The organism is Rhizobium ruizarguesonis (assembly GCF_012349115.1).
GTDB lineage: Bacteria > Pseudomonadota > Alphaproteobacteria > Rhizobiales > Rhizobiaceae > Rhizobium > Rhizobium ruizarguesonis.
In genome coordinates, this window is record NZ_PQIG01000099.1 from 17,023 (window position 1) to 41,438 (window position 24,416).

The 24,416-nt window shown below is 61.9% G+C and carries 20 protein-coding genes; 7 read left to right on the plus strand and 13 right to left on the minus strand.

The window, feature by feature from the left end; genetic code table 11:
- The first annotated feature begins 78 nt into the window (after positions 1–78).
- Positions 79–1,101: an NAD(P)H-binding protein gene (locus tag C3Y91_RS25895; protein WP_168576002.1), complete on the plus strand. Its 1,023-nt coding sequence runs from the start codon at positions 79–81 to the stop codon at positions 1,099–1,101.
- Here the strand turns inward: C3Y91_RS25895 and C3Y91_RS25900 are convergent.
- From C3Y91_RS25900 to trxB, 6 genes are all read right to left on the minus strand, one after another.
- Positions 1,098–1,898, minus strand: coding sequence for an aminoglycoside phosphotransferase family protein (locus tag C3Y91_RS25900; RefSeq protein WP_130661999.1), 801 nt, complete (start codon positions 1,896–1,898; stop codon positions 1,098–1,100). The two genes, C3Y91_RS25895 and C3Y91_RS25900, sit on opposite strands and share 4 nt — an antisense overlap.
- Before the next feature lie 75 nt (positions 1,899–1,973).
- Entirely contained in the window at positions 1,974–3,098 is a 1,125-nt protein-coding gene (locus C3Y91_RS25905; protein WP_164568157.1) for an alkene reductase, read from the minus strand.
- Between the two features lie 25 nt (positions 3,099–3,123).
- Complete coding sequence (locus C3Y91_RS25910) at positions 3,124–4,290, minus strand: MFS transporter (protein ID WP_168576003.1); 1,167 nt, start codon at positions 4,288–4,290, stop codon at positions 3,124–3,126.
- A 1-nt stretch (position 4,291) separates the two neighbouring features.
- The gene (locus tag C3Y91_RS25915) at positions 4,292–4,585 is read right to left on the minus strand and encodes an ArsR/SmtB family transcription factor (RefSeq protein WP_018484589.1); all 294 of its coding nucleotides are present in this window, start codon (positions 4,583–4,585) and stop codon (positions 4,292–4,294) included.
- 554 nt (positions 4,586–5,139) lie between these two features.
- Positions 5,140–6,036, minus strand: a complete 897-nt coding sequence (locus tag C3Y91_RS25920) for a LysR family transcriptional regulator VtlR (RefSeq protein ID WP_018446649.1) — start codon at positions 6,034–6,036, stop codon at positions 5,140–5,142.
- Between the two features lie 22 nt (positions 6,037–6,058).
- Positions 6,059–7,033 carry a thioredoxin-disulfide reductase gene (trxB, locus tag C3Y91_RS25925; RefSeq protein WP_003541649.1) on the minus strand — a complete coding sequence of 325 codons (975 nt, stop codon included), beginning with the start codon at positions 7,031–7,033 and terminating at the stop codon, positions 6,059–6,061.
- Between the two features lie 231 nt (positions 7,034–7,264).
- Between trxB and C3Y91_RS25930 the strand changes: the two genes are divergently transcribed.
- A complete protein-coding gene (locus C3Y91_RS25930; RefSeq protein ID WP_003541645.1) occupies positions 7,265–7,732 on the plus strand; it encodes an Lrp/AsnC family transcriptional regulator in 468 nt (155 codons plus the stop codon).
- 31 nt (positions 7,733–7,763) lie between these two features.
- Here the strand turns inward: C3Y91_RS25930 and C3Y91_RS25935 are convergent, their stop codons facing one another.
- Together C3Y91_RS25935 and C3Y91_RS25940 are read right to left on the minus strand one after the other, a co-directional pair.
- Positions 7,764–9,110, minus strand: a complete 1,347-nt coding sequence (locus C3Y91_RS25935; RefSeq protein WP_130772597.1) for a sigma-54-dependent transcriptional regulator — start codon at positions 9,108–9,110, stop codon at positions 7,764–7,766.
- Positions 9,111–9,114: 4 nt separating this feature from the next.
- Positions 9,115–10,983 (minus strand): sensor histidine kinase, encoded by a 1,869-nt coding sequence (locus tag C3Y91_RS25940; RefSeq protein WP_130772595.1) that lies wholly within the window; start codon positions 10,981–10,983, stop codon positions 9,115–9,117.
- 224 nt (positions 10,984–11,207) lie between these two features.
- Between C3Y91_RS25940 and C3Y91_RS25945 the strand changes: the two genes are divergently transcribed.
- Positions 11,208–12,542, plus strand: coding sequence for a dicarboxylate/amino acid:cation symporter (locus C3Y91_RS25945; protein WP_168576004.1), 1,335 nt, complete (start codon positions 11,208–11,210; stop codon positions 12,540–12,542).
- Positions 12,543–12,615: 73 nt separating this feature from the next.
- On the opposite strand, the gene C3Y91_RS25950 is transcribed toward C3Y91_RS25945, so the two are convergent.
- Positions 12,616–13,674 carry a glycosyltransferase family 4 protein gene (locus tag C3Y91_RS25950; protein ID WP_168576005.1) on the minus strand — a complete coding sequence of 353 codons (1,059 nt, stop codon included), beginning with the start codon at positions 13,672–13,674 and terminating at the stop codon, positions 12,616–12,618.
- A 27-nt stretch (positions 13,675–13,701) separates the two neighbouring features.
- Positions 13,702–14,178 (minus strand): transcription elongation factor GreA, encoded by a 477-nt coding sequence (greA, locus tag C3Y91_RS25955; RefSeq protein WP_018074018.1) that lies wholly within the window; start codon positions 14,176–14,178, stop codon positions 13,702–13,704.
- A 253-nt stretch (positions 14,179–14,431) separates the two neighbouring features.
- Here greA and C3Y91_RS25960 point away from each other — a divergent pair, with 253 nt between their 5' ends.
- Both C3Y91_RS25960 and C3Y91_RS25965 read left to right on the plus strand, forming a co-directional pair.
- Entirely contained in the window at positions 14,432–15,664 is a 1,233-nt protein-coding gene (locus C3Y91_RS25960) for a putative DNA modification/repair radical SAM protein (protein WP_130673546.1), read from the plus strand.
- Positions 15,664–17,118 (plus strand): UdgX family uracil-DNA binding protein, encoded by a 1,455-nt coding sequence (locus C3Y91_RS25965; protein WP_130713581.1) that lies wholly within the window; start codon positions 15,664–15,666, stop codon positions 17,116–17,118. The genes C3Y91_RS25960 and C3Y91_RS25965 overlap by 1 nt, the downstream gene beginning before the upstream one ends.
- Before the next feature lie 71 nt (positions 17,119–17,189).
- On the opposite strand, the gene carB is transcribed toward C3Y91_RS25965, so the two are convergent.
- Together carB and C3Y91_RS25975 are read right to left on the minus strand one after the other, a co-directional pair.
- A complete protein-coding gene (gene carB / locus C3Y91_RS25970) occupies positions 17,190–20,678 on the minus strand; it encodes a carbamoyl-phosphate synthase large subunit (RefSeq protein ID WP_075224506.1) in 3,489 nt (1,162 codons plus the stop codon).
- Positions 20,679–20,947: 269 nt separating this feature from the next.
- Positions 20,948–21,724 (minus strand): LytTR family DNA-binding domain-containing protein, encoded by a 777-nt coding sequence (locus C3Y91_RS25975; RefSeq protein WP_130655948.1) that lies wholly within the window; start codon positions 21,722–21,724, stop codon positions 20,948–20,950.
- A 47-nt stretch (positions 21,725–21,771) separates the two neighbouring features.
- On the opposite strand from C3Y91_RS25975, the gene C3Y91_RS25980 reads away from it, so the two are divergent.
- Positions 21,772–22,302: a DUF2306 domain-containing protein gene (locus C3Y91_RS25980; protein ID WP_075224504.1), complete on the plus strand. Its 531-nt coding sequence runs from the start codon at positions 21,772–21,774 to the stop codon at positions 22,300–22,302.
- A gap of 76 nt (positions 22,303–22,378) precedes the next feature.
- Positions 22,379–23,299, plus strand: coding sequence for a KPN_02809 family neutral zinc metallopeptidase (ypfJ, locus tag C3Y91_RS25985; protein WP_018074024.1), 921 nt, complete (start codon positions 22,379–22,381; stop codon positions 23,297–23,299).
- A 55-nt stretch (positions 23,300–23,354) separates the two neighbouring features.
- Here ypfJ and C3Y91_RS25990 read toward each other — a convergent pair whose 3' ends face one another.
- Positions 23,355–24,350, minus strand: a complete 996-nt coding sequence (locus tag C3Y91_RS25990; RefSeq protein WP_168576006.1) for an aldo/keto reductase — start codon at positions 24,348–24,350, stop codon at positions 23,355–23,357.
- Positions 24,351–24,416: the final 66 nt, after the last annotated feature.

The window sequence follows — 24,416 nt, forward strand, 5'->3', positions numbered from 1 at the left end:
GATGCATTTCTTTCGTCAATTTCGTTTATATCCCTCTGATGGCATGATCCTCTCATTCCATCGAAGGAGATGATTGTCATGAACAGCGAAATGAAGACGACGGCCCTCATTCTCGGCGCCACCGGCGGTATCGGCGGCGCGGTGGCCCGCAAGCTGCTGGCGCGCGGCTGGCGCATCCGGGCGCTCAATCGTGATGCCGCCAAGGTGTCGAGGAACGAGCCAGCCTTCGACTGGGTGCAGGGCGATGCGATGAATGTCGGCGACGTCCTGAAGGCGGCTGAAGGCGTCGGCCTGATCGTCCATGCCGTCAACCCACCTGGCTACCGCGACTGGGAAACGCTGGTGCTGCCGATGCTCGACAATACCATCGCCGCTGCTCGCGCCGTCGGCGCGCGAATCGTGCTGCCGGGCAATATTTATAATTTTGGTCCCGATGCCCTGCCGACGCCGACGGAAGAAAGCCCGCAGCATCCAACGACGAAGAAGGGGGCGATCCGCGTCGAAATGGAGAAGCGGCTGAAGGCGGCGTCGCGGTCCGGCGCCGGCGCCATCATCGTCAGGGCAGGGGATTTCTTCGGTCCAGGCGCGACGGCCAACAGCTGGTTTTCGTCCGGTCTCGTGACCCCAGGCAAGCCGGTTGGCACGATCAGGAACCCGGCACGGCGCGGCATCGGTCATCAATGGGCCTACCTGCCCGACATGGCGGAAGCCGTTGTCCAGCTCATCGAACGGGCCGATCGGCTGCCGCCTTTCTCCGTCTATCACATGGAGGGCTTCTGGGATGCGGACGGCATGCAGATGGCCGAAGCAATCAAGCGCGTCGCCGGCGGCAAAGCAAAGATCGGCAACTTCCCCTGGTGGATCGTGCCGCTGGCCGCTCCTTTTGTTCCTGTGATGCGGGAGATCAAGGAGATGCGCTATCTCTGGAAGGTGCCGGTGCGGATGCGGAACACCAGGCTTACGGCCGAACTCGGCGGGGAACCGCAGACGCCGATCGACGAGGCGGTCAGGGCTTCGCTCGTGGCGCTTGGCTGCCTGCCCGAACCGCGTCGTGACACGGCGGCTGCCTTTGTCGGGCACCCGTCGCAGAACGCGGGTTAGCTCTCGAGTTCGGCCAGCGCGATCCGGGCGACCGTCATGGCCGTTTCTGCCTGCTGAATATTCGGATCACCGAGGAACCAGGCGGCGGAAAGACCGGAATAGGCGGCGATCCATTGCAGCAGTCGCTTCGGCTCCAGCTTCGCCTCCGCTGAAACGATGGCGAGTTGGCGGCGGAAACGGGCGGGATCGGTGATCGTTGGCAGTTCTTCGTTGGCGAAGATATTGGCGAAATCGAAGCCGCGCTCGCCGTACAGCCGCTTCGGATCGATCGCCAGCCAGCCGCGCGCCTGGAAATCGAGAATGTTGCCGTGATGGATGTCGCCGTGGAGGATGGTGACATCACGCTGATCGGCAAGGAGGACGTTGGCGATCGCCGAGCAATCGGCAAGCGTGCTGCCATGCTTGCCTGCTGCCGGCTCCAGATCGCGAAACCAGCGGGTGAGGGGCACGGGATCGGGAAGCGGTTTTTCGCGCGGCGCATGCAGCCGTGCCGCCGTCCCGCAGAGGATGCGGCTTGCCTCATCGTCCTCGCCGTTCATCGCCATGGCAAGCAGCGAGCGTTTTCCCGTCGCCCGTTCCAGCAGCACGGCGTCGCCCTCATGGGCGTAGACATAGGCTGCGCCGTCACCGTCCCACCACTGCATCAGAAGCGCGCCGTATCGTTCGTCGATATCTGCCGCCACTTTCAGCATGGCGGGCCTGTCCCGCCAGAGGACCGGCAGCAGGCGGCTGGAATGGGTAATGATGGGCTCGCCGTCAGCAATCAGCGACCAGCGATCAAGATGGGAACTAAACATGGTGCAAGTTACCGAGACGTCGTGAAAATGGAAATCCCGCCTCTCGGGCGGGATTCGCGTTTGCGTGTGAAAGGTTCAAGCGACCTTTTCGAGGATGGGATAGTCGATATAGCCCTTGCCGGTGCCGCCGTAGAAGGTCGACTGGTCGGGCGTGTTGAGCGGCAGGTTGTGTTCAAGGCGCTCGACGAGATCGGGATTGGCGATGAAGGGCTTGCCGAAGGCGACGAGATCGGCGCGGCCGCTTTCGACGGCGTCGATCGCCAGATCGCGATCGTAGCCGTTGTTGACCATCCAGTCGGCTTTGCCGCCGGCCTTTTCATAAGTCTGGCGCAGTGCCTTGTAATCGAAGGAGGGATTGTCGCCCTGCTTGTAGTCGCGCTCGCCGCCGGTTTGGCCTTCGATGACATGGATATAGGCGAGGTCGTATTTGGCCAGTCCTTCGACGACATGGGTGAAGGTCACCTGCGGATTGGAATCGTAGCTTTCGCCGGACGGCGTCACCGGCGAGATGCGGATCGCCGTGCGGCCGGCGCCGATTTCCTTGACCACGGCATCGACGACTTCGAGGGTCAGGCGGGTGCGGTTTTCGATCGAGCCACCATATTGGTCGGTGCGGTCGTTGATGCCGTCGCGGATGAACTGGTCGAGCAGGTAGCCGTTGGCGCCGTGGATCTCGACACCGTCGAAGCCAGCGTCGATCGCCGCCCGGGCAGCCTTGCGGTAATCGTCGATGATGCCGGGGATTTCGGCTGTTTCGAGCGCGCGCGGCTCGGAGGTGTCGGCAAAGCTGCCGGTGCTGTCGGCATTGACCAGATAGGTCTTGGCCTTGGCGACGCGATTGGTCGAAGAAACCGGCTTGCCATCGTTCGGCTGCAGCGTCGTGTGCGAGATGCGGCCGACATGCCACATCTGGACGACGATCTTGCCGCCGGCCGAGTGAACGGCGTCGGTGACGCGCTTCCAACCGTCGAGAGCCTCTTTGCTGTAGAGACCAGGCACGTTGGCATAACCCTGGCCCTGATGGGTGATCGCGGTTGCTTCGGTGATAATCAGGCCTGATGTGGCGCGCTGGCGGTAGTATTCGACGTTGAGGTCGTTGGGGATTGCGCCCGGCGAACGGTTGCGGGTGAGTGGCGCCATGACGATGCGGTTCTTGACTGATATGTCGCCGACTTTCGTGGGTTCGAAAAGCTTGGCCATGATGGTCCTTTCTTTTGCGGGAGGATCACTCGGCAGGGGCGAGGGCGGCCCGGCCCCTGGCGGAGAGATAGGTGAGCGCCGTCGCGCCGAGGCCGATCAGGGCCATCAAGGCTGCAGCGAGCGGAACGCGGGTGAGATCGAAGCCGGCGTCGATGACCAGGCCACCCACCCAGGCGCCGAGCGCATTGCCGGTGTTGAAGGCGCCGATATTGATTGTCGAAACCAGGTTCGGGGCGTCCTTCCCGAAGCCGACGACGCCGACCTGAAGTGCCGGCACGGCGGCGAAGCTTGCCATCGCCCAGAGGAAAAGGGTGATTTCAGCCGGGATGAAGAAGCGGCTCGTATAGCTGAAGGCGATCGAGGTGATGGCGATCGCGGCAAAGACGCCGGCAAGCGTCGCGCCGAGGCGCCAGTCGGCAAGTTTGCCGCCGACGAGGTTGCCGATGGTCAGTCCGAGGCCGATCAGGAACAGCGTCCAGGTGACGCCTTCCGGTGACACGCCGGTGACGTCGCGCAGCAACGGCGCGATATAGGTGAAGAGGGCGAACATCGAGGCGGCGAAGAAGACAGTGGTGGAGAGCGCCAACCACAGGCCGCCATTCCTGAGGGCTGCGATCTCCCGCAGGATGCTGCCGTTTTCCTGCTGCTTATCCCTGGGCAGGATGGCGATCAGGCCTGATATGGTGACGATGCCGATGACGGTGACGACGCCGAAGGTGGCGCGCCAGCCATAGGCCTGGCCGATTGCGGTGCCAAGCGGCACGCCGAGAACATTGGCGAGCGTCAGGCCGGTGAACATCAGCGCGACGGCGCGGGCCCTGCGGTCTTCGGCGACGAGGCCGGCGGCAACCACCGAGCCGATGCCGAAGAAGGCGCCGTGGCAGAGTGCCGTCACAACACGGGCGATCATCAGCACCCAATAGTCGCTCGCCAGAGCGCAAAGCAAATTGCCTGCGATGAATAAGGCCATCAGCGCAATCAGGGCGGTACGGCGCTTCAGCTTCGCGGTCAAAACGGCCATCACAGGGGCACCGATCGCGACCGCCAGGGCATAACCGGTGACCAGCCATCCGGCCTGCGGGATGGTCACAGAGAGATCGGTGGCGACCTCCGGCAACAGACCCATGATGACGAATTCGGTGGTGCCTATCGCAAACGAGCTCAAGGCGAGAACGAGAAGGGCGAGGGGCATTCTAAAGATCCTGCGTCAGTTGCTTGAGGAAGGCGGCGATCGTTTCTTCGTTGCGTTTGTAAAAGATCCACTGGCCGACGCGTTTGGTGGTGACGAGGTCGGCGCGATGCAGCGTGCCGAGATGGGCCGAGACCGTCGACTGCGATAGGCCGCAGCGCTCGAACTGGCTGGCGCAAACGCCCATTTCGAAAGGATGCTCCTGCGAGGGGAAATGTTCCTCGGGGTTTTTCAGCCAGCTCAGAATGTCCATCCGGGTGGGATGGGCGAGCGCCTTGATAATTTCGTCTTTGTCCATCGTTGTTCGCCGAACTATAAATCGTGTTTGAGCGATATATTGATCGTCAGACTTCGATATGCAAATCACGGAGGCGTGAGGCAATGGTTTTTAGTGAATGCGCAAATTTTGGGCAAAAAAAGAGGGCCACCGGAAAACCAGGGCCCTTATAATTGTGAAGGTCAAAAACCTCCAGAGGGGAACAGCTAATGCGGTGGTACTGGGAGAGAAACCACAAGATGCATCAGCTGAGTAGAGATATGGTGCTTCCTTGAGCAGGTTTCAATGCTTTTTTGTGCATGTCTGCTATGCGTCGCACAATTTTTTTGCGGTGCGGCATTTATCAAGGAAGCAAAGACAAAAAAAGAGGGCCACTGGAAAACCAGGGCCCTTATAAGTGTGAAGGTCAAAAACCTCCAGAGGGGAACAGCTAATGCGGTGGAACTGGGAGGAAAAGCCACCATGTGCATCAGCTATGTGCGATATGGTGGTTTATTGGGCAAACGGCAACCCTCATTTGTGCATGTCAGTCATGCACGTTCTGCATAGTCGGTAATTCATCAATAAAACCGGGCTTAAAAGTTCCAGTTTCTGGCCTTGCTGACGATAAAATCGCGGAAGGCCTTCAGCTTGGCGGCGTTCTTGATCTCGTCGGGATAGCAGAAATAGGTGTCGAAGGACGGGACGTCGGCATTGATCGCCAGCTGAATCAGGCCGGGGTCGCGGCCGACGATGTAATCCGGCAGGCAGGCGACACCGATTCCGAGCAGGGCGGCGCGCTTGATCGAGGTCTGGCTGTTGATCTGCAGATGCGGGATGCGCTTGTTGTCGGAGGAGCGGCCGGCGACCTCAAGCCAATTGACATCGAGCAGGTAACTCGGCGCCGGCTCGCCAAAGGTGATGATGCGGTGATTGTCGAGATCCTCGACCTTCTGCGGCTCGCCGTGGCGATTGATGTAGGACGGGGCCGCATAGACGTGCATGTGCACGGTGAAGAGCTTGCGCTGGATGAGGTCGGATTGCTGCGGCTGGCGCAGGCGGATCGCGCAGTCGGCATGACGCATGTTCACATCCACTTCCTCGTTGTCCAGGATCAGCTGGATCTGCACATCGGGATAGAGCTGCAGGAATTCCTGGATCTTGTCGGTCAGCCAGCCCTGGCCGAGGCCGACCGTCGTCGTGACGCGCAGCTTGCCGGATGGCGTCTCGGTCGTCTCGGTGAGCTGCATCTTCACGGTTTCGAGCTTCAGCAGCACGTCATGGGCGGTGCGGTAAAGCAGCTCGCCCTGTTCCGTGAGAATCAGGCCGCGTGCGTGGCGGTGAAACAGCTTGGTGCCGACATCCTGCTCCAGCGCGCTGACCTGGCGGCTGATGGCGGATTGGGACAGATGCAGTTTATCCGCCGCATGCGTGAACGAACCCGCCTCGGCAGCTGCGTGAAAAATACGCAGCTTGTCCCAATCCAATGGCATTCCCCCACCCCTCATGCCGATCTTACTCCGCGGCCACGGCGACGGGCATGTGGCCCGTCAAGTATCGCTCGGCTTCAAGTGCAGCCATGCAACCCAAGCCGGCGGCAGTGATCGCCTGGCGGAACGTATCATCCGTCACGTCGCCGGCGGCATAGACGCCGTCCAGGCTGGTCGCGGTCGAATCCGGCGCGGTCCAGAGATAGCCATTGTCCTTCAGCTTCAGCTTGTCCTTGAAAAGCTCGGTTGCCGGCGCATGGCCGATCGCAACGAAGACGCCATCGATCACCATGTCGGTGATCGTGCCCGTGCGGGTGTCGCGCAGGCGCGCGCCGGATACGGATTGCGGCATCGGCGGCTTGGCCGGTGTGCCTGTTATTTCGGCCACTTCGGTATTCCACAGCACCTTGACATTGTCCTTGGAGAACAGGCGTTCCTGCAGGATCTTCTCGGCTCGGAAGAAGTCGCGCCGGTGCACTAATGTCACCGACTTGGCGATGTTGGAGAGATAGAGCGCCTCCTCGACGGCGCTGTTGCCGCCGCCAACCACGATCACATCCTTGTTGCGATAGAAGAAACCGTCGCAAGTGGCGCAGGCCGAAACGCCAAAGCCCTGGAAATGCTGCTCGCTCTCGATGCCGAGCCACTTGGCCTTGGCGCCGGTGGCGATGATCAGCGTATCGGCGGTCCAGACCTGGCCGCTGTCGGTGCGGGCGACGAAAGGACGCTGGTTCATGTCGACTTCGGTCACGAGGTCGTTGACGATCTCGGCGCCGACATGTTTTGCCTGCTGCAGCATCTGTTCCATCAGCCAGGGACCCTGGATCGGATCGGCAAAACCCGGATAGTTCTCGACATCGGTGGTGATCATCAGCTGGCCGCCCTGTTCGAGACCGGCGATCAAAACCGGTTTCAGCATGGCGCGCGCGGCATAGACCGCGGCAGTGTAGCCTGCGGGTCCGGAACCGATGATGAGCACCTTGGTGTGGCGGGCAGGCATGTCATTTCCTTTCGACTGGCAGGAGGGCGGCGGCTAAGTGGCGATTGCGGCCGTTTCGCGGTCCATGGGCCATTTATGAACGTCCAATGCTTTTATTCAAGGGCAGCCTTGCGTTACCAACAAGGCAAATCACCCGGATATGCAAGAATCCGTCATCGGCGTGAAACTTTCTTGCGTATTCCGCGGCTTTATATAGAAGCTCCCCGCGGAGAATTAAAGAAAGGCAATGATGTGGGGCGTGCGGAACTCGACGTCATCGATATAAAGATCCTCCGGGAGCTGCAGGCCGATGGCCGCATGACCAATGTGGAGCTTGCCGATCGCGTCGGCATCTCGGCGCCGCCTTGCCTGCGCCGTGTGCGCAAGCTCGAGGAAGCCGGCATTATCGAGGGCTACCACGCGATGCTGAACAGCCCGAAGCTCGGCTTCGACCTCGTCGCTTTTTGTATGGTCGGCCTCAAGCACCAGTCGGAAGGCAATCTCAAGGCGTTTGCCGCCGCCACCGCCGAATGGCCGCTGGTGCGCCAGGCCTGGATGGTCTCGGGCGACAGCGATTTCCTGCTGCATTGCGTAGCGGAGAACCTCACCCGCTTTCAGGATTTTGTCATCGAGGTGCTGACGGCGAACGAACATGTCGATACCGTGCGCACCATGCTGACGATCCGGCAGGTGAAGAAGCTGGGACTGGTGGAAGTCTGAAGCCACTCGGCAGACAGACCGTCATCGCCAACTATTTGCGCGAGATATAGCCGCCCCGATTGATGCCGTGGCGCTGAAGTTTGTCATAAAACGTCTTTCTCGGAATGCCGAGCGCTTCGATGGTCCGGCGAACGTCTCCATCATTGGCCGACAGCGCGTCACGGATGATCTCCGCTTCGTAGCGCTCTAGCCGTTCGGGAAGTGTCTCGCCTGTCGGCTGCGGAGAGACAACCGCCGTTGCCCCACCTTCCACGCCAAGCACGACTCTTTCGGCATAATGGGAGAGTTCGCGGACATTGCCCGGCCATGCGTGCGAGGCAAGATGCCGGCGGACATCGGGTGAAAGCGGCGGCACATCACGGCGGAAGCGCTCCGCGGCGCGGGCAGTGAAGTGGGAGAACAGCAGCGGAATATCGTCGCGACGTTCTCTCAGCGGCGGAATGGAGATCGTCACGACATTCAGCCTGTAATAGAGATCCTCGCGAAAATCCCCGCGCACCGAGGGATCTCCGAGGTCGATCTTGGCTGCCGCGACGACGCGAAGATCGACCGGACGCACCTCGTTGGTGCCGAGCGGCGTGATCTCCCGCATTTCCAGCACCCTCAGCATTTTGACCTGCGTGGCGGCCGGCATGCTTTCGATTTCGTCGAGGAAAAGCGTGCCGCCGCTTGCATGTTCGATGCGGCCCGTGCGGCGCTTCTGAGCGCCGGTAAAGGCGCCGGCCTCGTGGCCGAACAGCTCGCTTTCGATGACGGTTTCGGGCAGGGCGCCACAGTTCAGCGCCACGAAATTGCCCTTCCGGCGGTGGCTCCATTGATGCAGGATCTGGGCGACCACTTCCTTGCCGCTGCCCGTTTCGCCGGCGACGAGCACGTCCACATCTGTATCGGCGATGTGCCGAAGGATGTTTCTGAGGTTTTCCATGACAGGCGTCTGGCCGATCAGCGGCAAATTCTCCTGCGCATCCTCGGCCGCTTTCCGCAGCATGCGGTTCTCCAGAACAAGCTGCCGCTTCTCACTTGCGCGACGCACGCTCTGCACGAGCCGATCGGCGGCGAAGGGCTTGGCGATGAAATCATAGGCGCCGTCCTGGATCGCCTGAACGGCCATGGGAATATCGCCGTGGCCGGTCATCAGGATCACTGGCAGGTCGGCATCCATGCCTTGTAGCGTGGCGAAGAGTTGCAGTCCGTCGATCTCCGGCATGCGGATATCGGTGACGATAGGGCCAGCAAAATCCGCCGGCAGGTCTGCCAGCGCGGCTTTTGCACCGTCATAGGCGGAAACGGAAAATCCGGCGAGTTCGAGCGTCTGCGCGGTGGCGCGACGCAGATCCTTGTCGTCGTCGATCAGCGCAACGGGCATCAGTGTGTCCATGACATCAAGCCTTCTTCAACTGAACGGTGAACCGAGTTCCGCCGCCGTCGCTTGCAACCTCCATCCGGCCGCCGTAATCGCCGACGATATCCTTGGAGATCACCAGGCCAAGGCCGAGACCGCTTTCCTTCGAGGTATTGAATGGCGTGAACAAGCCTTTGCGGATCTCCGGCGGGATGCCGGGGCCGTTGTCGGCGACCGTCACCGTTACCATCCCTGCATCAGTGGACGTCGTGACCTCGACGCGACCCTCTCCGCCCTTCGGCGCCACCGCCTCCAGGGCGTTTTGAAGCAGGTTGATGAGCACCTGCTCGAGACGAATCCGGTTTCCCATCACTTGCAGGTCAGGGGGCGGCAGGTCGATGTCGAGCGTATCCATCCGCCCGGCAAAGCGGCTGCGCAACAGCATCACCGCACCCTCGATGACGTCTTTCAATCCGGTTGGTTCGGCGCTGCCGCGGCCCTTGCGGGCAAAGGTCTTCAGCTCCTCGGTGATCGAGCCTATGCGCTCCGTCAGCGCCGCAATGCTTTCGAGATTTTCGCCGGCAGGCGCCGTCTGGCCGCGATCGAGGAAGGTGCGGGCGTTATCCGCATAGGCACGAATGGTCGCCACCGGCTGGTTGATCTCATGGGCGACGCCGGCGGCCACCTGACCCAGTATGGCCAACCGGTTGGCCTGCACCAGATCCTGTTGCACCGCCTGCAGCTTCTGCTCCGTACTCTTGTGGCCGATGATTTCAGCCTGCAGCCGGTCCCGCGCCTGGCTGAGATCCAGCGTCCGCTCGACTACCCGCCGTTCCAGTTCCTCCCGCGCCTGCTGTTCGCTGGAGATCCGCAGGGTGATCACATGGCGGCGGCGCAACAGGAAGGCTGCTCCGGCCAGCAGCGGCAGGAGTATCAGCAATGCCAGCATGCGGGCCTCGCGAATCCCCGCATCGACGGACGGCCCGAGCGCCACGAGATGCTGCAAATGCCATCCGGTCGCCGGCACCGACGTTGCGACATTGAGAAACCTGGTTTTCCCGGCATCGCCCGGCATGACGATCTCGACGACATCGAGCCCGTCACCGAGATTTCGGACCATGTCGAGCGGCAAGGGTTGAAGCGGCGCATCGCCGAATTGAAGGCTTTCGCGGATCGCCGTCAGCCGGTCTTCGGCGATCCGGCCGATCGTCATGAACCGCCATGATGGAAGACTGGTGATGAGGACAATCCCGCGCTCGTCAACGACGTAGGACGGGGTGCCCGAGGCGTTCCAATCTGCCTCGACGTCGTCGAATTCGACCTTGACGACAACGACGCCCAGCAGGCCATGGCTGCCCGAAATCCGCTGGGAGATATAGAGACCCGGTTTCTTGCTGACCGTGCCGAGCGCGAAGTGCTCGGCCTGTCCTCGTTCGGCCGCCCCCTGAAAATACTCCCGGAAGCGGTAGTCATTGCCGACGAAGCTCGTCGGTTCGCGCCAGTTGCTGGCCGAAACCGCGATGCCGTCCTTGTCGATGACATAGATGACGGCAGCCTTCGTGCCCGCCGCCAGCATTTCAAGCTTCCGACTGAGCTGCTCGAACGTGCCGGCATCGTTTCCCGCCAGTGCCGCGGCGAGCGCGGTATCCTGCGACAGCACGAAGGGAAGCGCCCGGTATTTTTCGAGAACCGTGCGCAGCAAAGCCGCATTCAGCCTCGCATCCATGCGGGCCTGTTCCTCGAGGGCAGCCTCCGCCCGGTGCCGGCCGATCTCGCCGCTGGCCCACAGGCTTGCGGCGACAGCGAGGAGGGCGAGCACAGCATAGGCCCACCACATCCGGCGGATGCGGTGTTGCAGGGGCAGGGAGGGCCACAATTTTTGCGACACGGACATGGCGGATTTGTGCATTTTTCTGCACGAAACGCAAATGGATTTGTGCGGATTTCCGCATTGCTTAATTAGCCATCAGCAGTCTTGTAAATTTTTCCTTAATAAATTCAATATGTTGTTTGGTTGCGCAAAACTGGCACGGCGATTGCGAAGGAGGTGGCAACAACGGCTGAGCTGTTGGACTTGAAGCGAACGGCTCGGGAGGCCGGAGTTCGTTCCGGACGAGCCATTAGGAGGACATCATGATCGCAGCACCATTCGATGCAGTCGCAGGCAGCAAGGGCAAGAAGCCCTTTTATACCCATCTTTACGTTCAGGTTCTCGCCGCTATCGCCGCCGGTATCCTGCTCGGCCATTTTTATCCCGAATTCGGCACCCAGTTGAAGCCGCTTGGCGATGCCTTCATCAAGCTCGTCAAGATGATCATCGCACCGGTCATCTTCCTGACTGTCGCGACCGGCATTGCCGGCATGAGCGACCTGCAAAAGGTCGGCCGCGTCGCCGGCAAGGCGATGCTCTACTTCCTGACCTTCTCGACGGCGGCGCTTATCATCGGCATGATCGTCGCCAATGTCGTCCAGCCCGGCGCCGGCATGAACATCGATCCGGCCTCGCTGGACCCGGCCGCCGTCGCCAGCTACGCCGCAAAGGCGCATGAGCAGAGCATCGTCGGTTTCCTGACCAACATCATCCCGACGACGATCGTCGGCGCCTTTGCCGATGGCGACATTCTGCAGGTGCTGTTCTTCTCGGTGCTCTTCGGTATCGCGCTCGCCATGGTCGGCGAAAAGAGCGAACCGGTCGTCAACTTCCTCAATGCCCTGACGGCGCCCGTGTTCAAACTTGTCGCCATCCTCATGAAGGCTGCCCCGATCGGCGCCTTCGGCGCCATGGCATTCACCATCGGCAAGTACGGCGTCGGGTCGATCGCCAACCTCGCCATGCTGATCGGCACCTTCTACGTTACATCTCTGCTCTTCGTCTTCATCGTTCTCGGCGCTGTTGCCCGCTACAACGGCTTCTCGATCGTGGCGCTGCTGCGCTACATCAAGGAAGAGCTGCTGCTGGTGCTTGGTACGTCGTCTTCAGAGGCCGCCCTTCCGGGACTGATGAACAAGATGGAAAAGGCCGGCTGCAAGCGCTCGGTCGTCGGCCTCGTCATCCCCACGGGCTATTCCTTCAATCTCGACGGCACCAATATCTACATGACGCTGGCGGCCCTGTTCATTGCCCAGGCAACCGGCATCCAGCTTTCCTGGGGTGACCAGATCCTGCTGCTGCTGGTCGCGATGCTGAGCTCCAAGGGTGCCGCAGGCATCACCGGCGCCGGCTTCATCACGCTTGCCGCGACGCTCTCCGTCGTCCCGTCCGTGCCGGTCGCTGGCATGGCGCTCATCCTCGGCATCGACCGCTTCATGTCGGAATGCCGGGCGCTGACCAACCTCGTCGGCAATGCGGTTGCGACGATCGTCGTGGCACGTTGGGAAAATGAGCTGGATACGGCGCAGCTTGCTGCGGCACTGGGGGGGCAGACCGGAGAGGATACTTCGGCTGCCGGGTTGCAGCCGGCCGAATAACTAACCGGACTATCGGTGTCCCAAGAATCCTGCAAACGGCCCGTTATCCGACGGGCCGTTTCTCTTTTCTGCTTCAGCTGCGATTGTCGCCGAGAAGGCTGTTATAAACGGCGCCGATCGCGCTCGCTTCTTTCTCCAGCGCGAAATTCGCCCTGACATGCCGCAGCGCACTCTGGCCATGCGCGATCGCCAGCGCGGGATCGGCGATGTAAGGCGCGATTGCCCGCGTCAGCGCCTCGCCGTCGCCGGCGGCGACGACCGAACCCGTCTCGCCCGTGACGATGAGCTCGGCATAGGCGCCCGCATCCGATGCCACCACCGCGGTCCGCGAGGCCATGGCTTCGAGCGGCGTCAAGCCGAAGCCCTCGTTGCGGGAGGGGGCGACGTAAAGCGTCAGGCGACGATACCAGACCTTGATATCAGGCACTTCGCCGAGGAAGTGGATACGGTTGCTGAGCCCGGCGGCGGCGACATCCGCCTTGAGTTTGTCTGCGAATGCCACGTGCTCGGCCGTCACGCGACCGGAGACGACTGCCGTCCACTCAGTATGCTGCGGCAGCAGTTCGATCATCGCCCTGACGAAAAGGTCAGTGCCTTTCTGATGGCGCACACGGCCGAAACAGCCGACGAGATGGCGGCCGGGCAGGCCGGTGGCGGCGATGCCGTCCTCTGCGGTATCAGGCGGATGGAAGAGGGCAAGGTCGACGCCGTGCTGGATGACCGTGTGCGGCACCTCGAGGAACGAGCCGGAACGGTCGCTGGTCGCGATGACGGCGTCCATGCGGCGGATCAGCCATTTCGTATAGGCGGTGTGGCGGCGTTGCGCGGCCGAGGTGAAGAGAAGCTTCAGCGGCATGCGCGTGAGATGGCGAAGCAGGATGCCGACGGCCATCTCGTTGTTGCGGCGCGCGTGCCAGACACGCCGGCGCCGGCTCGCCGGCGGGCGCCAGAGGCCAAGGAGCTGCCGCCACTTAAGTTTCGGCAGGTCCTCCGGCAGGCCGGGGCCGAGTGTCGCGATCTTGATCCCGAGCCGGATCTGGCACGGGATGAGCTGGACGATCGTCGACGTGACGCCGGAGAGCCGGCGCTTGAAATTGGGCGCAATGATCTCGACGTCACGGATATCAGGCAAGGGAGGGGTCTCGCGGCTGGCGGGCGATCAGCCCCAGGAAACCTGGAGGATTTCGTAGGCCTTGGAGCCGCCCGGCGCGTTGACCTCGATGGAATCGCCGACTTCCTTGCCGATCAGCGCACGGGCGATTGGCGAGGAGATGGAGATGCGGCCGGCCTTGACGTCCGCTTCCTGGTCGCCGACGATCTGGTAGGTCTTTTCTTCCTCGGTGTCCTCGTCGATGAGCTTCACCTTGGCGCCGAACTTGATCTTGTCGCCCGACATCTTGGTGAGGTCGATGACCTCGGCGCGCGCCGTCAGGTCTTCCAGCTCGCTGATGCGGCCTTCATTGTGGCTCTGGGCTTCCTTGGCGGCGTGGTATTCGGCGTTTTCGGAAAGGTCGCCATGGGCACGGGCTTCGGCGATCGCCTCGATGATTCGGGGGCGCTCCTCCTGCTGACGCCAGCGCAGCTCTTCCTGCAGCTTGACGAAACCGCCCTGTGTCATCGGTACCTTTTCAACCATTTTTCTGTCCTTCAATCCTCGTATCCGCACAATCAGCGGCGAACACAAAAGAAAACAGGTCCCGAAGGGGAGCTTCGGAACCGTGCCACAATCTTAGTCGGACGCTTATAGCAGATCGCCAAGGCCGATTTCCAGAAAATTCGCATAAAAGAAACGCGGCCCGCCCCGATATCAGGTGGTGCGACTTGAAAATGGGCAGAAATCGGATCGTCCTGATTGACTCCCATTGTAGGAACATATAGTGAACATACTAATGAAGAAGTCGCTCACAGAACGCTTGGCCATCCTTTCCGATGCTGCGAAATATGACGCTTCCTGCGCTTCCAGCGGCACGGTGAAACGTGATTCCCGGGCAGGTGGGGGGCTCGGTTCGACCGAAGGATCCGGCATCTGTCATGCCTATGCCCCGGACGGACGGTGCATTTCGCTTTTGAAAATACTGCTGACCAATTTCTGCATCTACGACTGCGCCTATTGCGTCAATCGCTCGTCGAGCAATGTCGAACGGGCGCGCTTTACGCCCGAGGAGGTCGTCTGGCTGACGCTGGAATTTTACCGCCGCAACTATATCGAAGGCCTGTTCCTTTCCTCCGGCATCATTCGTTCGTCCGATTATACGATGGAAGAAATGGTCCGCATCGTCCGCGAACTGCGTGTGACGCATAATTTTCGCGGCTATATCCATCTGAAGTCGATCCCCGAGGCGTCGCCGCATCTGATCGAAGAAGCGGGGCTTCATGCCGACAGGCTGTCGCTGAATATCGAGTTGCCGACGGATAACGGCATCACCCGCTTCGCGCCGGAAAAGAAGCCTGCCAATATTCGGCGATCGATGGGAGATCTGAGGCTGAAGATCGAGGCCGCCGGCGAACCGACGCTGCGGACGAAGAAGCGTCAGCGTTTTGTGCCGGCCGGCCAGAGCACGCAAATGATCGTCGGCGCCGATGGCGCGAACGATGCGACGATCCTTGCGACCAGCGGTCGGCTTTACAGCAGCTACGGCCTTAAGCGCGTCTATTATTCCGCCTTCAGCCCCATCCCGGATTCGTCGAAAAATCTGCCGCTGATCAAGCCGCCGCTGATGCGCGAACACCGGCTATATCAGGCCGATTGGCTCTACCGATTCTACGGCTTCGGCATTGACGAGATCACCGCGAACCAGGCGGGAGGCATGCTCGATCTTACCCTCGACCCCAAACTTGCCTGGGCGCTCGCCAACCGGGCCGAATTCCCTGTCGACATCAACAAGGCCGAGCGTGAACGGTTGCTGCGTGTGCCCGGCCTCGGCACCAAGACAGTCAAGGCGATCGTCTCGGCCCGCCGTTTTCGCCGCCTTCGGTTGGACGATCTCCAGCGGCTCGGCATTTCGATCAAGAAGGTCCAGTCCTTCATCTCGGCAGAAGGATGGTCGCCGCGCCGATTGATCGAGCGCCCCGACCTTCGCGCCATGTTCGAACCGCAACCTGAACAATTGTCGTTGCTGTGATGCGCCGGGTCGTGCTTGCAGGACGCGGGGAGCTTGCCGAATGGCGTGACGCCGCGCGCGCTTTCGCGGCCGCCGGTATCCTGCCGGAAGAGATCGATTGGCGCGAAAGAGGCGCAGAGGCGGACCTTGCGTTTCAACGCGACGCCATGCCGCCGACGCCTATCATGGCACGCAAGCTGATGACGGTGCCGCCCGCCTTCATCGAGCTCGCGGAAACAGTTCTCTGCCATTCCGACCCGGCGCGCTTTTCCCTGCTTTACCGTCTGCTCTGGCGGCTGCAACTGGACCGGCAACTGCTTGAAGTGGCTTCAGACGAGGACGTCGCCCGTGCCAGGCTGATGGCGAAAAACGTTCGACGCGACGCGCACAAGATGACGGCCTTCGTCCGCTTCAAGGAGGTTGCTGTGGTATCGGCGGACCGTCGAAAATTCCTCGCCTGGTTCGAGCCGGATCATCATATCGTCAGGCGCACAGCCCCCTTCTTCCAACGGCGCTTCACCGACATGGACTGGCTGATCGCCACGCCCAAGGGGTTGGCCGCCTGGGACGGCGAGCGGCTGACGATGAGCGATGCGCCGTGCGAAAAACCCAATCTCACCGATGCCACCGATGAACTTTGGCGCACCTACTACGCCAGCATTTTCAATCCGGCGCGGTTGAAGCTGAAGGCGATGCAGGCGGAGATGCCGAAAAAATACTGGAAGAACCTGCCGGAAGCCGATCTCATCCCCGGGCTGATCGCATCGGCGGAGAGCAAGGTGCGCGCTATGGCCGCACGGGAGGCGACCCAGTCATTGCCCTTTCACGATCGCCTGCAGCAGGCCGCGCGCACTGTTCCTGCCGAGCCCGAAGCACCGGCGGGCACGCTGGAAGCACTGCGCGCGGAAGCTGCCGCCTGCACCCGCTGCCCGCTTCATGCGAAGGCGACGCAAACCGTATTCGGGGAGGGCCCGCGCGATGCGGAAGTGATGTTCGTCGGCGAGCAGCCGGGCGACCAGGAGGATATAGCAGGGCGCCCCTTCGTCGGTCCCGCTGGCAGGCTGCTGGACCAAGTGATCACTGAAGCGGGCATCGACCGCTCAACGCTTTACGTCACCAATGCCGTCAAGCATTTCAAATATGAGCCGCGCGGCAAGCGTCGCATCCATCAGAAGCCCAATATGGGCGAGGTGAAGCATTGCCGCTGGTGGCTCAATCTGGAGATGGCGCTGATCAAGCCGAAACTGGTCGTCGCCATGGGTGCGACGGCGCTCGCGGCGCTGACCGATGCGAAACAGCGGCTGCAGGATGTCAGGGGGAAAGCGATCGCGATCGACGAGAGGCGAACGCTCTTCGTGACGGTGCATCCATCCTATCTGCTGCGTATTCCCGACGAGCGGTTGAAAACGGAAGAACTGGCACGATTTCGCGAAGATATGCTGAAAATCCAGCGGCTTATGGCAGTGGCTGGATAAATTGATTCCGATTTAAGGGACGACCGAACGGAGGTGCGCCACCGCTCATCGAGCGATGGCGTTGCCGTATCTCAGGCGAAGTAGCTCTGCAGCGGCCGCACTTCGAGATTGCCGGCCTTCAGCGCCTTGATTGCCTGGGCGGCGGCCTCGGCGCCTGCCATCGTCGTGTAATAGGGTACCTTCTGCATCAGCGTCGCACGGCGCAGCGACTTGGAGTCCGAGATCGCCTTGTTGCCATCGGTGGTGTTGATGACGAGCTGGACCTGGCGGTTGCGGATCGCGTCCTCGATATGCGGACGGCCTTCAAGCACCTTGTTGATCTTGGTGGCCGTGATGCCGTTTTCGGCGAGGAAGCGGGCGGTGCCGCCGGTCGCCAGAACCTTGAAGCCCTGTTCGACGAGGATGCGGATCGCCGGCAGAACGCGCGGCTTGTCGGCGTCGCGGACGGAGACGAAAACCGTGCCGTCACGCGGGAGCTCGACGCCAGCGCCAAGCTGCGACTTGGCGAAGGCCAGCGCAAAATCGGTGTCGAGACCGATGACTTCGCCGGTCGAGCGCATTTCCGGGCCGAGCAGCGTGTCGACGCCGGGGAAGCGGGCGAAGGGGAAGACGGCTTCCTTGACGGCGATGTGCTTCAGCTTGCGCGGATCGGGCTTCTCACCATAGGCGGCGAAGGTCGCATCGAGTTTTTCGCCGGCCATGACGCGGGCGGCGATCTTGGCGATCGGCGCGCCGATGGTCTTGGCGACGAAGGGCACGGTACGCGAGGCGCGGGGATTGACTTCGAGAACGTAGACGGTGCCGTCCTTGATGGCGAACTGGACGTTCATCAGGCCGCCGACATTGAGGGCCTTGGCCATCGCCTTGGCCTGGCGCTCCAGCTCGTCGAGCATCTCGTTGGAGAGCGTGCGCGGCGGCAGCGAGCAGGCGCTGTCACCGGAATGGATGCCGGCTTCCTCGATATGCTCCATGATGCCGGCGACATAGACGTCGGTGCCGTCGGAGAGGCAGTCGACATCGACTTCGATGGCGTGGCTGAGATAGCTGTCGAAGAGCAGCGGGTTCTTGCCGAGCAGAGTGTTGATCTGGCCGGTCTTGTCGTTCGGATAGCGCTGCTTGATATCCTCAGGCACCAGCTCAGGGACGGTATCAAGCAGGTAGCTCTGCAGCTGGCCTTCCGAATGCAGGATCTGCATGGCGCGGCCGCCGAGCACGTAGGAGGGACGAACGACCAGCGGGAAGCCGATTTCGGTGGCGACCATTCGGGCCTGCTCGACCGAATAGGCGATGCCGTTGTTCGGCTGGTTGAGGTCGAGCTTCATCAGCAGCTTCTGGAAGCGGTCGCGGTCCTCGGCAAGGTCGATCATATCGGGCGCGGTACCGAGGATCGGGATGCCGTTCTTTTCCAGCGCCTCGGCAAGCTTCAGCGGCGTCTGGCCGCCGAACTGGACGATGACGCCGACGACTTCGCCCTTTTCCTGTTCTGCCCGCAGAATCTCGATCACGTCCTCGGCCGTCAGCGGCTCGAAATAGAGGCGGTCCGACGTATCGTAATCGGTCGAGACGGTTTCCGGGTTGCAGTTGATCATGATCGCCTCATAACCCGCATCCTTCAGCGCGAAGGCGGCGTGGCAGCAGCAATAGTCGAACTCGATGCCTTGGCCGATACGGTTCGGGCCACCGCCAAGGATGACAACCTTCTTGCGGTTGGACACTTCAGCCTCGGAGCGGGCGGCGCCGACGAAAGGCGTCTCATAGGTCGAATACATATAGGCGGTCGGCGAGGCGAACTCGGCCGCACAGGTATCGATGCGCTTGAAGACAGGGCGGACATTCAGGCTGTTGCGGAATTCGGCGACTTCCTTCGGGCGCTTGCCGGTCAGGGTCGCCAGACGCGCGTCGGAGAAGCCCATGGCCTTCAGCATGCGCAGGTTTGTGGCATCCTGGGGCAGGCCGTGCTCGCGGATGCGAGCCTCCATCTCGACGATCGCCTTCAGTTCGGCGATGAACCAGGGATCGATCTTGCAGCCTTCGTGGACTTCGGCTTCGCTCATGCCCTGGCGTAGCGCCTGGGCGACCATGCGCAGGCGATCGGGCGTCGGTGTGCCGATTGCGGCGCGGATAGCGTTCTGGCTGGATTCGCCCTCTTCAAAGCCGGGGATCTCGATCTCGTCGAGGCCCGTCAGGCCGGTTTCCAAGCCACGCAGCGCCTTCTGCAGCGATTCGGCGAAGGTGCGGCCGATCGCCATGACTTCACCGACCGATTTCATCGCGGTCGTCAGCACCGGCGAAGCGCCGGGAAATTTCTCGAAGGCAAAACGCGGGATCTTGGTGACGACGTAGTCGATCGACGGTTCGAAGGAGGCAGGCGTTGCACCGCCGGTGATATCGTTATCCAGTTCGTCGAGCGTATAGCCGATCGCGAGCTTGGCGGCGATCTTGGCGATCGGGAAGCCGGTGGCCTTGGAGGCGAGCGCCGACGAGCGCGAGACGCGCGGGTTCATTTCGATGACGACGAGACGACCGTCCTCCGGATTGACGGCGAACTGGACGTTCGAGCCGCCGGTCTCGACGCCGATCTCGCGCAGCACCGCGATCGAGGCGTTGCGCATGATCTGGTATTCCTTGTCCGTCAGCGTCAGCGCCGGCGCGACGGTGATCGAATCGCCGGTGTGGACGCCCATCGGATCAATGTTCTCGATCGAGCAGATGATGATGCAGTTGTCCGCCTTGTCGCGGACGACCTCCATTTCATATTCCTTCCAGCCGAGCACCGATTCCTCGACCAGCACTTCGGTGGTCGGCGAGGCATCGAGGCCGCCGCCGACGATCTCGAAGAATTCCGAACGATTGTAGGCGATGCCGCCGCCGGTGCCGCCGAGCGTGAAGGAGGGGCGGATGATAGCGGGCAGGCCGACATGGTCGATCGCCTGGGCGGCAATCGCCATGGCATGGCTCATGTAACGCTGCTTGCGGTCGCTCTCGCCGAGGTTCCACTGGTTTTCCAGTTCGTCCAGCGCCGTGTCGAGGTCGGGTCCGGAAAGGCTTTCACGCAGCTTGATGCGCTCGGCCTCGTGTGTCTTGCGGTCGAGGTCCTTGATGTCGGTGGCGTTCGCCAGCATCGAGCGCGGCGTTTCCAGCCCGATGCGGGCCATCGCCTCGCGAAACAGCGCACGATCCTCTGCCATGTCGATGGCGGCGGGTTTGGCGCCGATCATCTCGACATTGTAGCGGTCGAGCACGCCCATGCGCTTCAGCGAAAGCGCGGTGTTCAGCGCCGTCTGGCCGCCCATGGTCGGCAGCAGCGCATCCGGGCGCTCCTTGGCGATGATCTTGGCGACGACCTCGGGGGTGATCGGCTCGACATAGGTGGCGTCGGCAAGGCCCGGATCGGTCATGATCGTCGCCGGGTTGGAGTTGACGAGGATGACGCGGTAGCCTTCCTCTTTCAGCGCCTTGCAGGCCTGGGTGCCGGAATAGTCGAACTCGCAAGCCTGGCCGATGACGATCGGTCCCGCGCCGATGATGAGGATCGATTTGATATCTTGGCGCTTCGGCATGAGTGCTTCCGTTTTCTGGCTGCGCAGAAAGCCGGCCAGGGTGGGTGATCACCGGGTCGGGTCGCGCATGCTGGGTCTTTTCAGGCTAGAAGCGGCTTATAGGCAAATGTATTTGCAAACGGAACCCCATAAATCGCGGAATCGACAGGAATCCAACACAGCACGAAAGACTATTTCCCGTCAGGCACGACCACCACCCGGATTTCGCCGCCGCCCTGCTTCCGGAAGAGCGAAAGCGGGAGTCCCATCAAGCGCTTGGCGCGACTTCTTTAGGTGAAGCGGCGGCGCACATCCTCGGCATAGCTGCGGCTGACCGGGATTTCCGTGCCGTCGCGGGTGAGGATCTGCAGCCTGCCATTGTCGCGTTTCAGGCTTTCGACATGGGCGTCGGCCACCCAGTGCGAGCGATGGACGCGAAGGCCCGGCGTTGCGGCGGTTTCCTTCAGCGCATCGGCGAAACGTAAGAGCACCAGTTCGCGCCCGCGGCCGGTCACCACCTCGGTGTAGTGATCCTGAACGGAGAGGCGCAGCAGCGGGCCCCGATTCTCAGGCTTCAGCCGGTCGAGGATTGAGGCGCCCGGGCTGGCTTCCTCAGGAACTGCGGCTTCGGCTATTTTCTGGCTCATCGCCATGTAGGTCAAAAGGCAGAAGAGGGCGCAGAGCGGCACCGCAAAAAGCGCGCGTTGCAGGCCGCTTTGCAGCGTGGTCGTTTCGCCGGTGAAAACATAGTCGACGAGGCCGATGGCAAAACCGATCGGCAGGGCGGCTATGAGCGAACCCGTCATCATGCGGGCGAACATCGAAACGATCACCTCCCGCAGCAGTCTTTCGGCCGCAACCGCGCAGAGGATGGCGATCGCCCAGGCAAGGGCATGCAGGGTCAGCCAATAGGCGAGGCGTTCGCCGAAGGCCATGCTTTCCATCGTGCCGTAGGGACCGGTGACGGCAAAAAGCAGGACGATCGCGGCAAAGGTTCCCCAGAAACGCCGGGAGTGGAGAAAGACCTGCAATTCGCGAAGCGTGGATTGCAAGAAGGGGTGAATCACGAAGTTTTCCTGCCGTTCGCGCGGTTCGGATTGAGGCAGATGGAGTCTTGGCGGAAACAGGGATCGAATTCAACCGGATGTCGCTCATGACCCTCGAACCGCTCCTCGACGCCCCGTTCGCCGTTCAGATCCATGTCGCCGCTGTTACGCCGGCGGCACTTCTCGGCGCCTATATCCTGCTGCGCCCCAAGGGCACGCCACTGCACCGGCTGCTCGGCAGGATCTGGATGGCGCTGATGGTTGTCACGGCGATATCAAGCTTCTTCATTCATGAGCTCGATCTTTTCTACGGGTTCAGTCCAATCCATCTTCTGTCGATCGCAACATTGTTCGGCAGCTGGAATGCGATCGCGGCGGCTCGTCGCGGCGATATCCGCCTGCACAAGCGCATCGTCGCCGGCCTTTATTTCGGTGGCATCGTCCTTGCCGGCCTGTTCACTTTCGTGCCTGGCCGGATCATGCATGCGGTCGTCTTCACCGGCGTCGAATGGCCGGCTGCCCTTGCCGCGGCGGTGATCGGCTCGATCCTGGTCGCGATCGTGCTGCGTCGCCGGCGCGGGCGCCTGATTGCCCGATGAAGTCGCTGGAATTCCGGCCGCCGACGGATATATAACTCGTTGAGTGCAAGCACGGGCATTGCTGGGGAGAGCGAAGATGGAATGGAGAGGCCGGCGTCAGTCCGACAATATCGAGGATCGCCGCAGCGATCCGACCGGCGGCGGTTTCGGCCGCGGCGGCGGCTTCAACTTTCCTTCCGGCGGCGGCGTTCGCCGGGCCGGCGGCGGCCTCAGCATCGGCACGATCATCTTCCTCGTCGTCATCTATTTCATCTTCAAGATGATGGGCATCGATCTGCTGCAGGTGCTCGATACCGGCAGCACGACAAGCGGTCCCGGCTACGAGCAGAGCCAGTCCAGCGGCACACGCACACCCGCCAATGACGAGATGACCGCATTCATGCGCACCGTCCTTGCCGAGACTGAGGATACTTGGAAGGGCATCTTCCAGGCGCAGGGCCAAAATTACGAAGAGCCGCGTCTCGTGCTGTTCTCGGGCTCGACGGCCTCGGCCTGCGGCTCGGCATCGGCGGCAACAGGTCCGTTCTACTGCCCGAGCGACCACAAGGTCTATCTCGATACAGAATTCTTCCAGGAGCTTTCCGACCGCTTCGGCGCGTCGGGCGATTTTGCCGAGGCCTATGTCGTTGCCCATGAGGTCGGCCATCACGTGCAGAACCTGCTCGGCATCCTGCCGAAGTTCAACCAGGCCCGCCAGCGCATGAGCGAGGCCGAGGCCAACAAAATGTCGGTGCGCGTCGAATTGCAGGCCGATTGCTTTGCGGGCATCTGGGGCAAATATACCCAGCAGAAGGGCCTGCTCGAGTCAGGCGATCTGGAGGAAGCGCTGAACGCCGCCCAGCAGATCGGCGACGATTCGCTGCAGAAGCGGTCACAGGGTTACGTCGTGCCTGAGAGTTTCAACCACGGCACCTCGGAGCAGCGGGTCAGATGGTTCAAGCGCGGCTTCGACAGCGGCCAGCTGTCGGCCTGCGATACGTTCTCGGGACCGGTTTGAGGGGAGATGAAGGGCGCATGGCACAAAGCACGTCGCAGCCCCTTCCATTCCTTGCTTACTTCTCGCTGTCCATATGCTGCAGCATATGTTCCGGATAACGCCCACCCGCGGCCGCATCTTTCGGCACGGCGCGTTCGATGATGGCGAAATCGTCTGGCGACAGGTCGACGGCGCGTGAGCCGAGCGCCTCGGTCAGTCGGTCGCGGCGGCGAGCGCCGATGATCGGGACGATATCCTTGCCCTTGGCGGCGACCCAGGCGATGGCGATCTGGGCGACCGAGACGCTCTTTGCCTGGGCGATCTCACGCAGCTTCTCCACCAGAGCGAGGTTCTGCTCGATATTGCCTTCCTGGAAGCGCGGGCTGTAGGCGCGGAAATCGCCGGCCGTCCCACCCTGGCCCTTCTGCCAGTGGCCGCTGATCAGGCCGCGCGAGAGCACGCCGTAAGCGGTGATCGAAATGCCGAGTTCGCGTGTCGTCGGCAGGATCTTCTCCTCGATGCCGCGCGAGATCAGCGAATATTCGATCTGCAGGTCGACGATCGGGGCGACAGCGGCGGCGCGGCGGATGGTGTCGGCGCCGACTTCCGACAGGCCGATATGCCTGACATAACCTGCCTTGACCATGTCGGCGATGGCGCCGACCGTGTCCTCGATCGGCACGTTCGGATCGAGGCGGGCGGGGCGGTAGATGTCGATAGAGTCGACGCGGAGGCGCTGCAGCGTATAGCTGAGGAAGTTCTTCACCGCGACCGGCCGAGTGTCGATGCCGCTCCAGCCGCCGACGGGATCGCGCAGACCGCCGAACTTGACGCTGATGACGGCGTCCTCGCGCCTGCGGCCCTTCAATGCCTCGCCGATCAGCATTTCGTTGTGGCCCATGCCGTAGAAATCGCCGGTGTCGAGCAGGTTGATGCCGGCATCGAGCGCGGCATGGATCGTCGCGATGCTTTCTGCACGGTCGGAGGGGCCGTACATGCCCGACATGCCCATGCAGCCGAGGCCGATGGCCGAGACATCGGGTCCGGTCTTTCCCAAACGATAGGTCTGCATTGTCTTCTCCTTTTCGGCGCCGGGGCGGCGCTGTCGGACGCCGTTTTACCGCTTTCGCATTTGTGC

Coding starts and splice junctions, on each gene's coding strand:
- C3Y91_RS25960 (WP_130673546.1), top strand. CDS start 14,432: ATGAAGAAGTCGCTCACAGAACGCTTGGCCATCCTTTCCGATGCTGCG.
- ypfJ (WP_018074024.1), top strand. CDS start 22,379: ATGGAATGGAGAGGCCGGCGTCAGTCCGACAATATCGAGGATCGCCGC.
- C3Y91_RS25905 (WP_164568157.1), bottom strand. CDS start 3,098: ATGGCCAAGCTTTTCGAACCCACGAAAGTCGGCGACATATCAGTCAAG.
- C3Y91_RS25895 (WP_168576002.1), top strand. CDS start 79: ATGAACAGCGAAATGAAGACGACGGCCCTCATTCTCGGCGCCACCGGC.
- C3Y91_RS25900 (WP_130661999.1), bottom strand. CDS start 1,898: ATGTTTAGTTCCCATCTTGATCGCTGGTCGCTGATTGCTGACGGCGAG.
- C3Y91_RS25965 (WP_130713581.1), top strand. CDS start 15,664: ATGCGCCGGGTCGTGCTTGCAGGACGCGGGGAGCTTGCCGAATGGCGT.
- trxB (WP_003541649.1), bottom strand. CDS start 7,033: ATGCCTGCCCGCCACACCAAGGTGCTCATCATCGGTTCCGGACCCGCA.
- C3Y91_RS25945 (WP_168576004.1), top strand. CDS start 11,208: ATGATCGCAGCACCATTCGATGCAGTCGCAGGCAGCAAGGGCAAGAAG.
- C3Y91_RS25920 (WP_018446649.1), bottom strand. CDS start 6,036: ATGCCATTGGATTGGGACAAGCTGCGTATTTTTCACGCAGCTGCCGAG.
- greA (WP_018074018.1), bottom strand. CDS start 14,178: ATGGTTGAAAAGGTACCGATGACACAGGGCGGTTTCGTCAAGCTGCAG.
- C3Y91_RS25990 (WP_168576006.1), bottom strand. CDS start 24,350: ATGCAGACCTATCGTTTGGGAAAGACCGGACCCGATGTCTCGGCCATC.
- C3Y91_RS25915 (WP_018484589.1), bottom strand. CDS start 4,585: ATGGACAAAGACGAAATTATCAAGGCGCTCGCCCATCCCACCCGGATG.
- C3Y91_RS25910 (WP_168576003.1), bottom strand. CDS start 4,290: ATGCCCCTCGCCCTTCTCGTTCTCGCCTTGAGCTCGTTTGCGATAGGC.
- C3Y91_RS25935 (WP_130772597.1), bottom strand. CDS start 9,110: ATGGACACACTGATGCCCGTTGCGCTGATCGACGACGACAAGGATCTG.
- carB (WP_075224506.1), bottom strand. CDS start 20,678: ATGCCGAAGCGCCAAGATATCAAATCGATCCTCATCATCGGCGCGGGA.
- C3Y91_RS25940 (WP_130772595.1), bottom strand. CDS start 10,983: ATGCACAAATCCGCCATGTCCGTGTCGCAAAAATTGTGGCCCTCCCTG.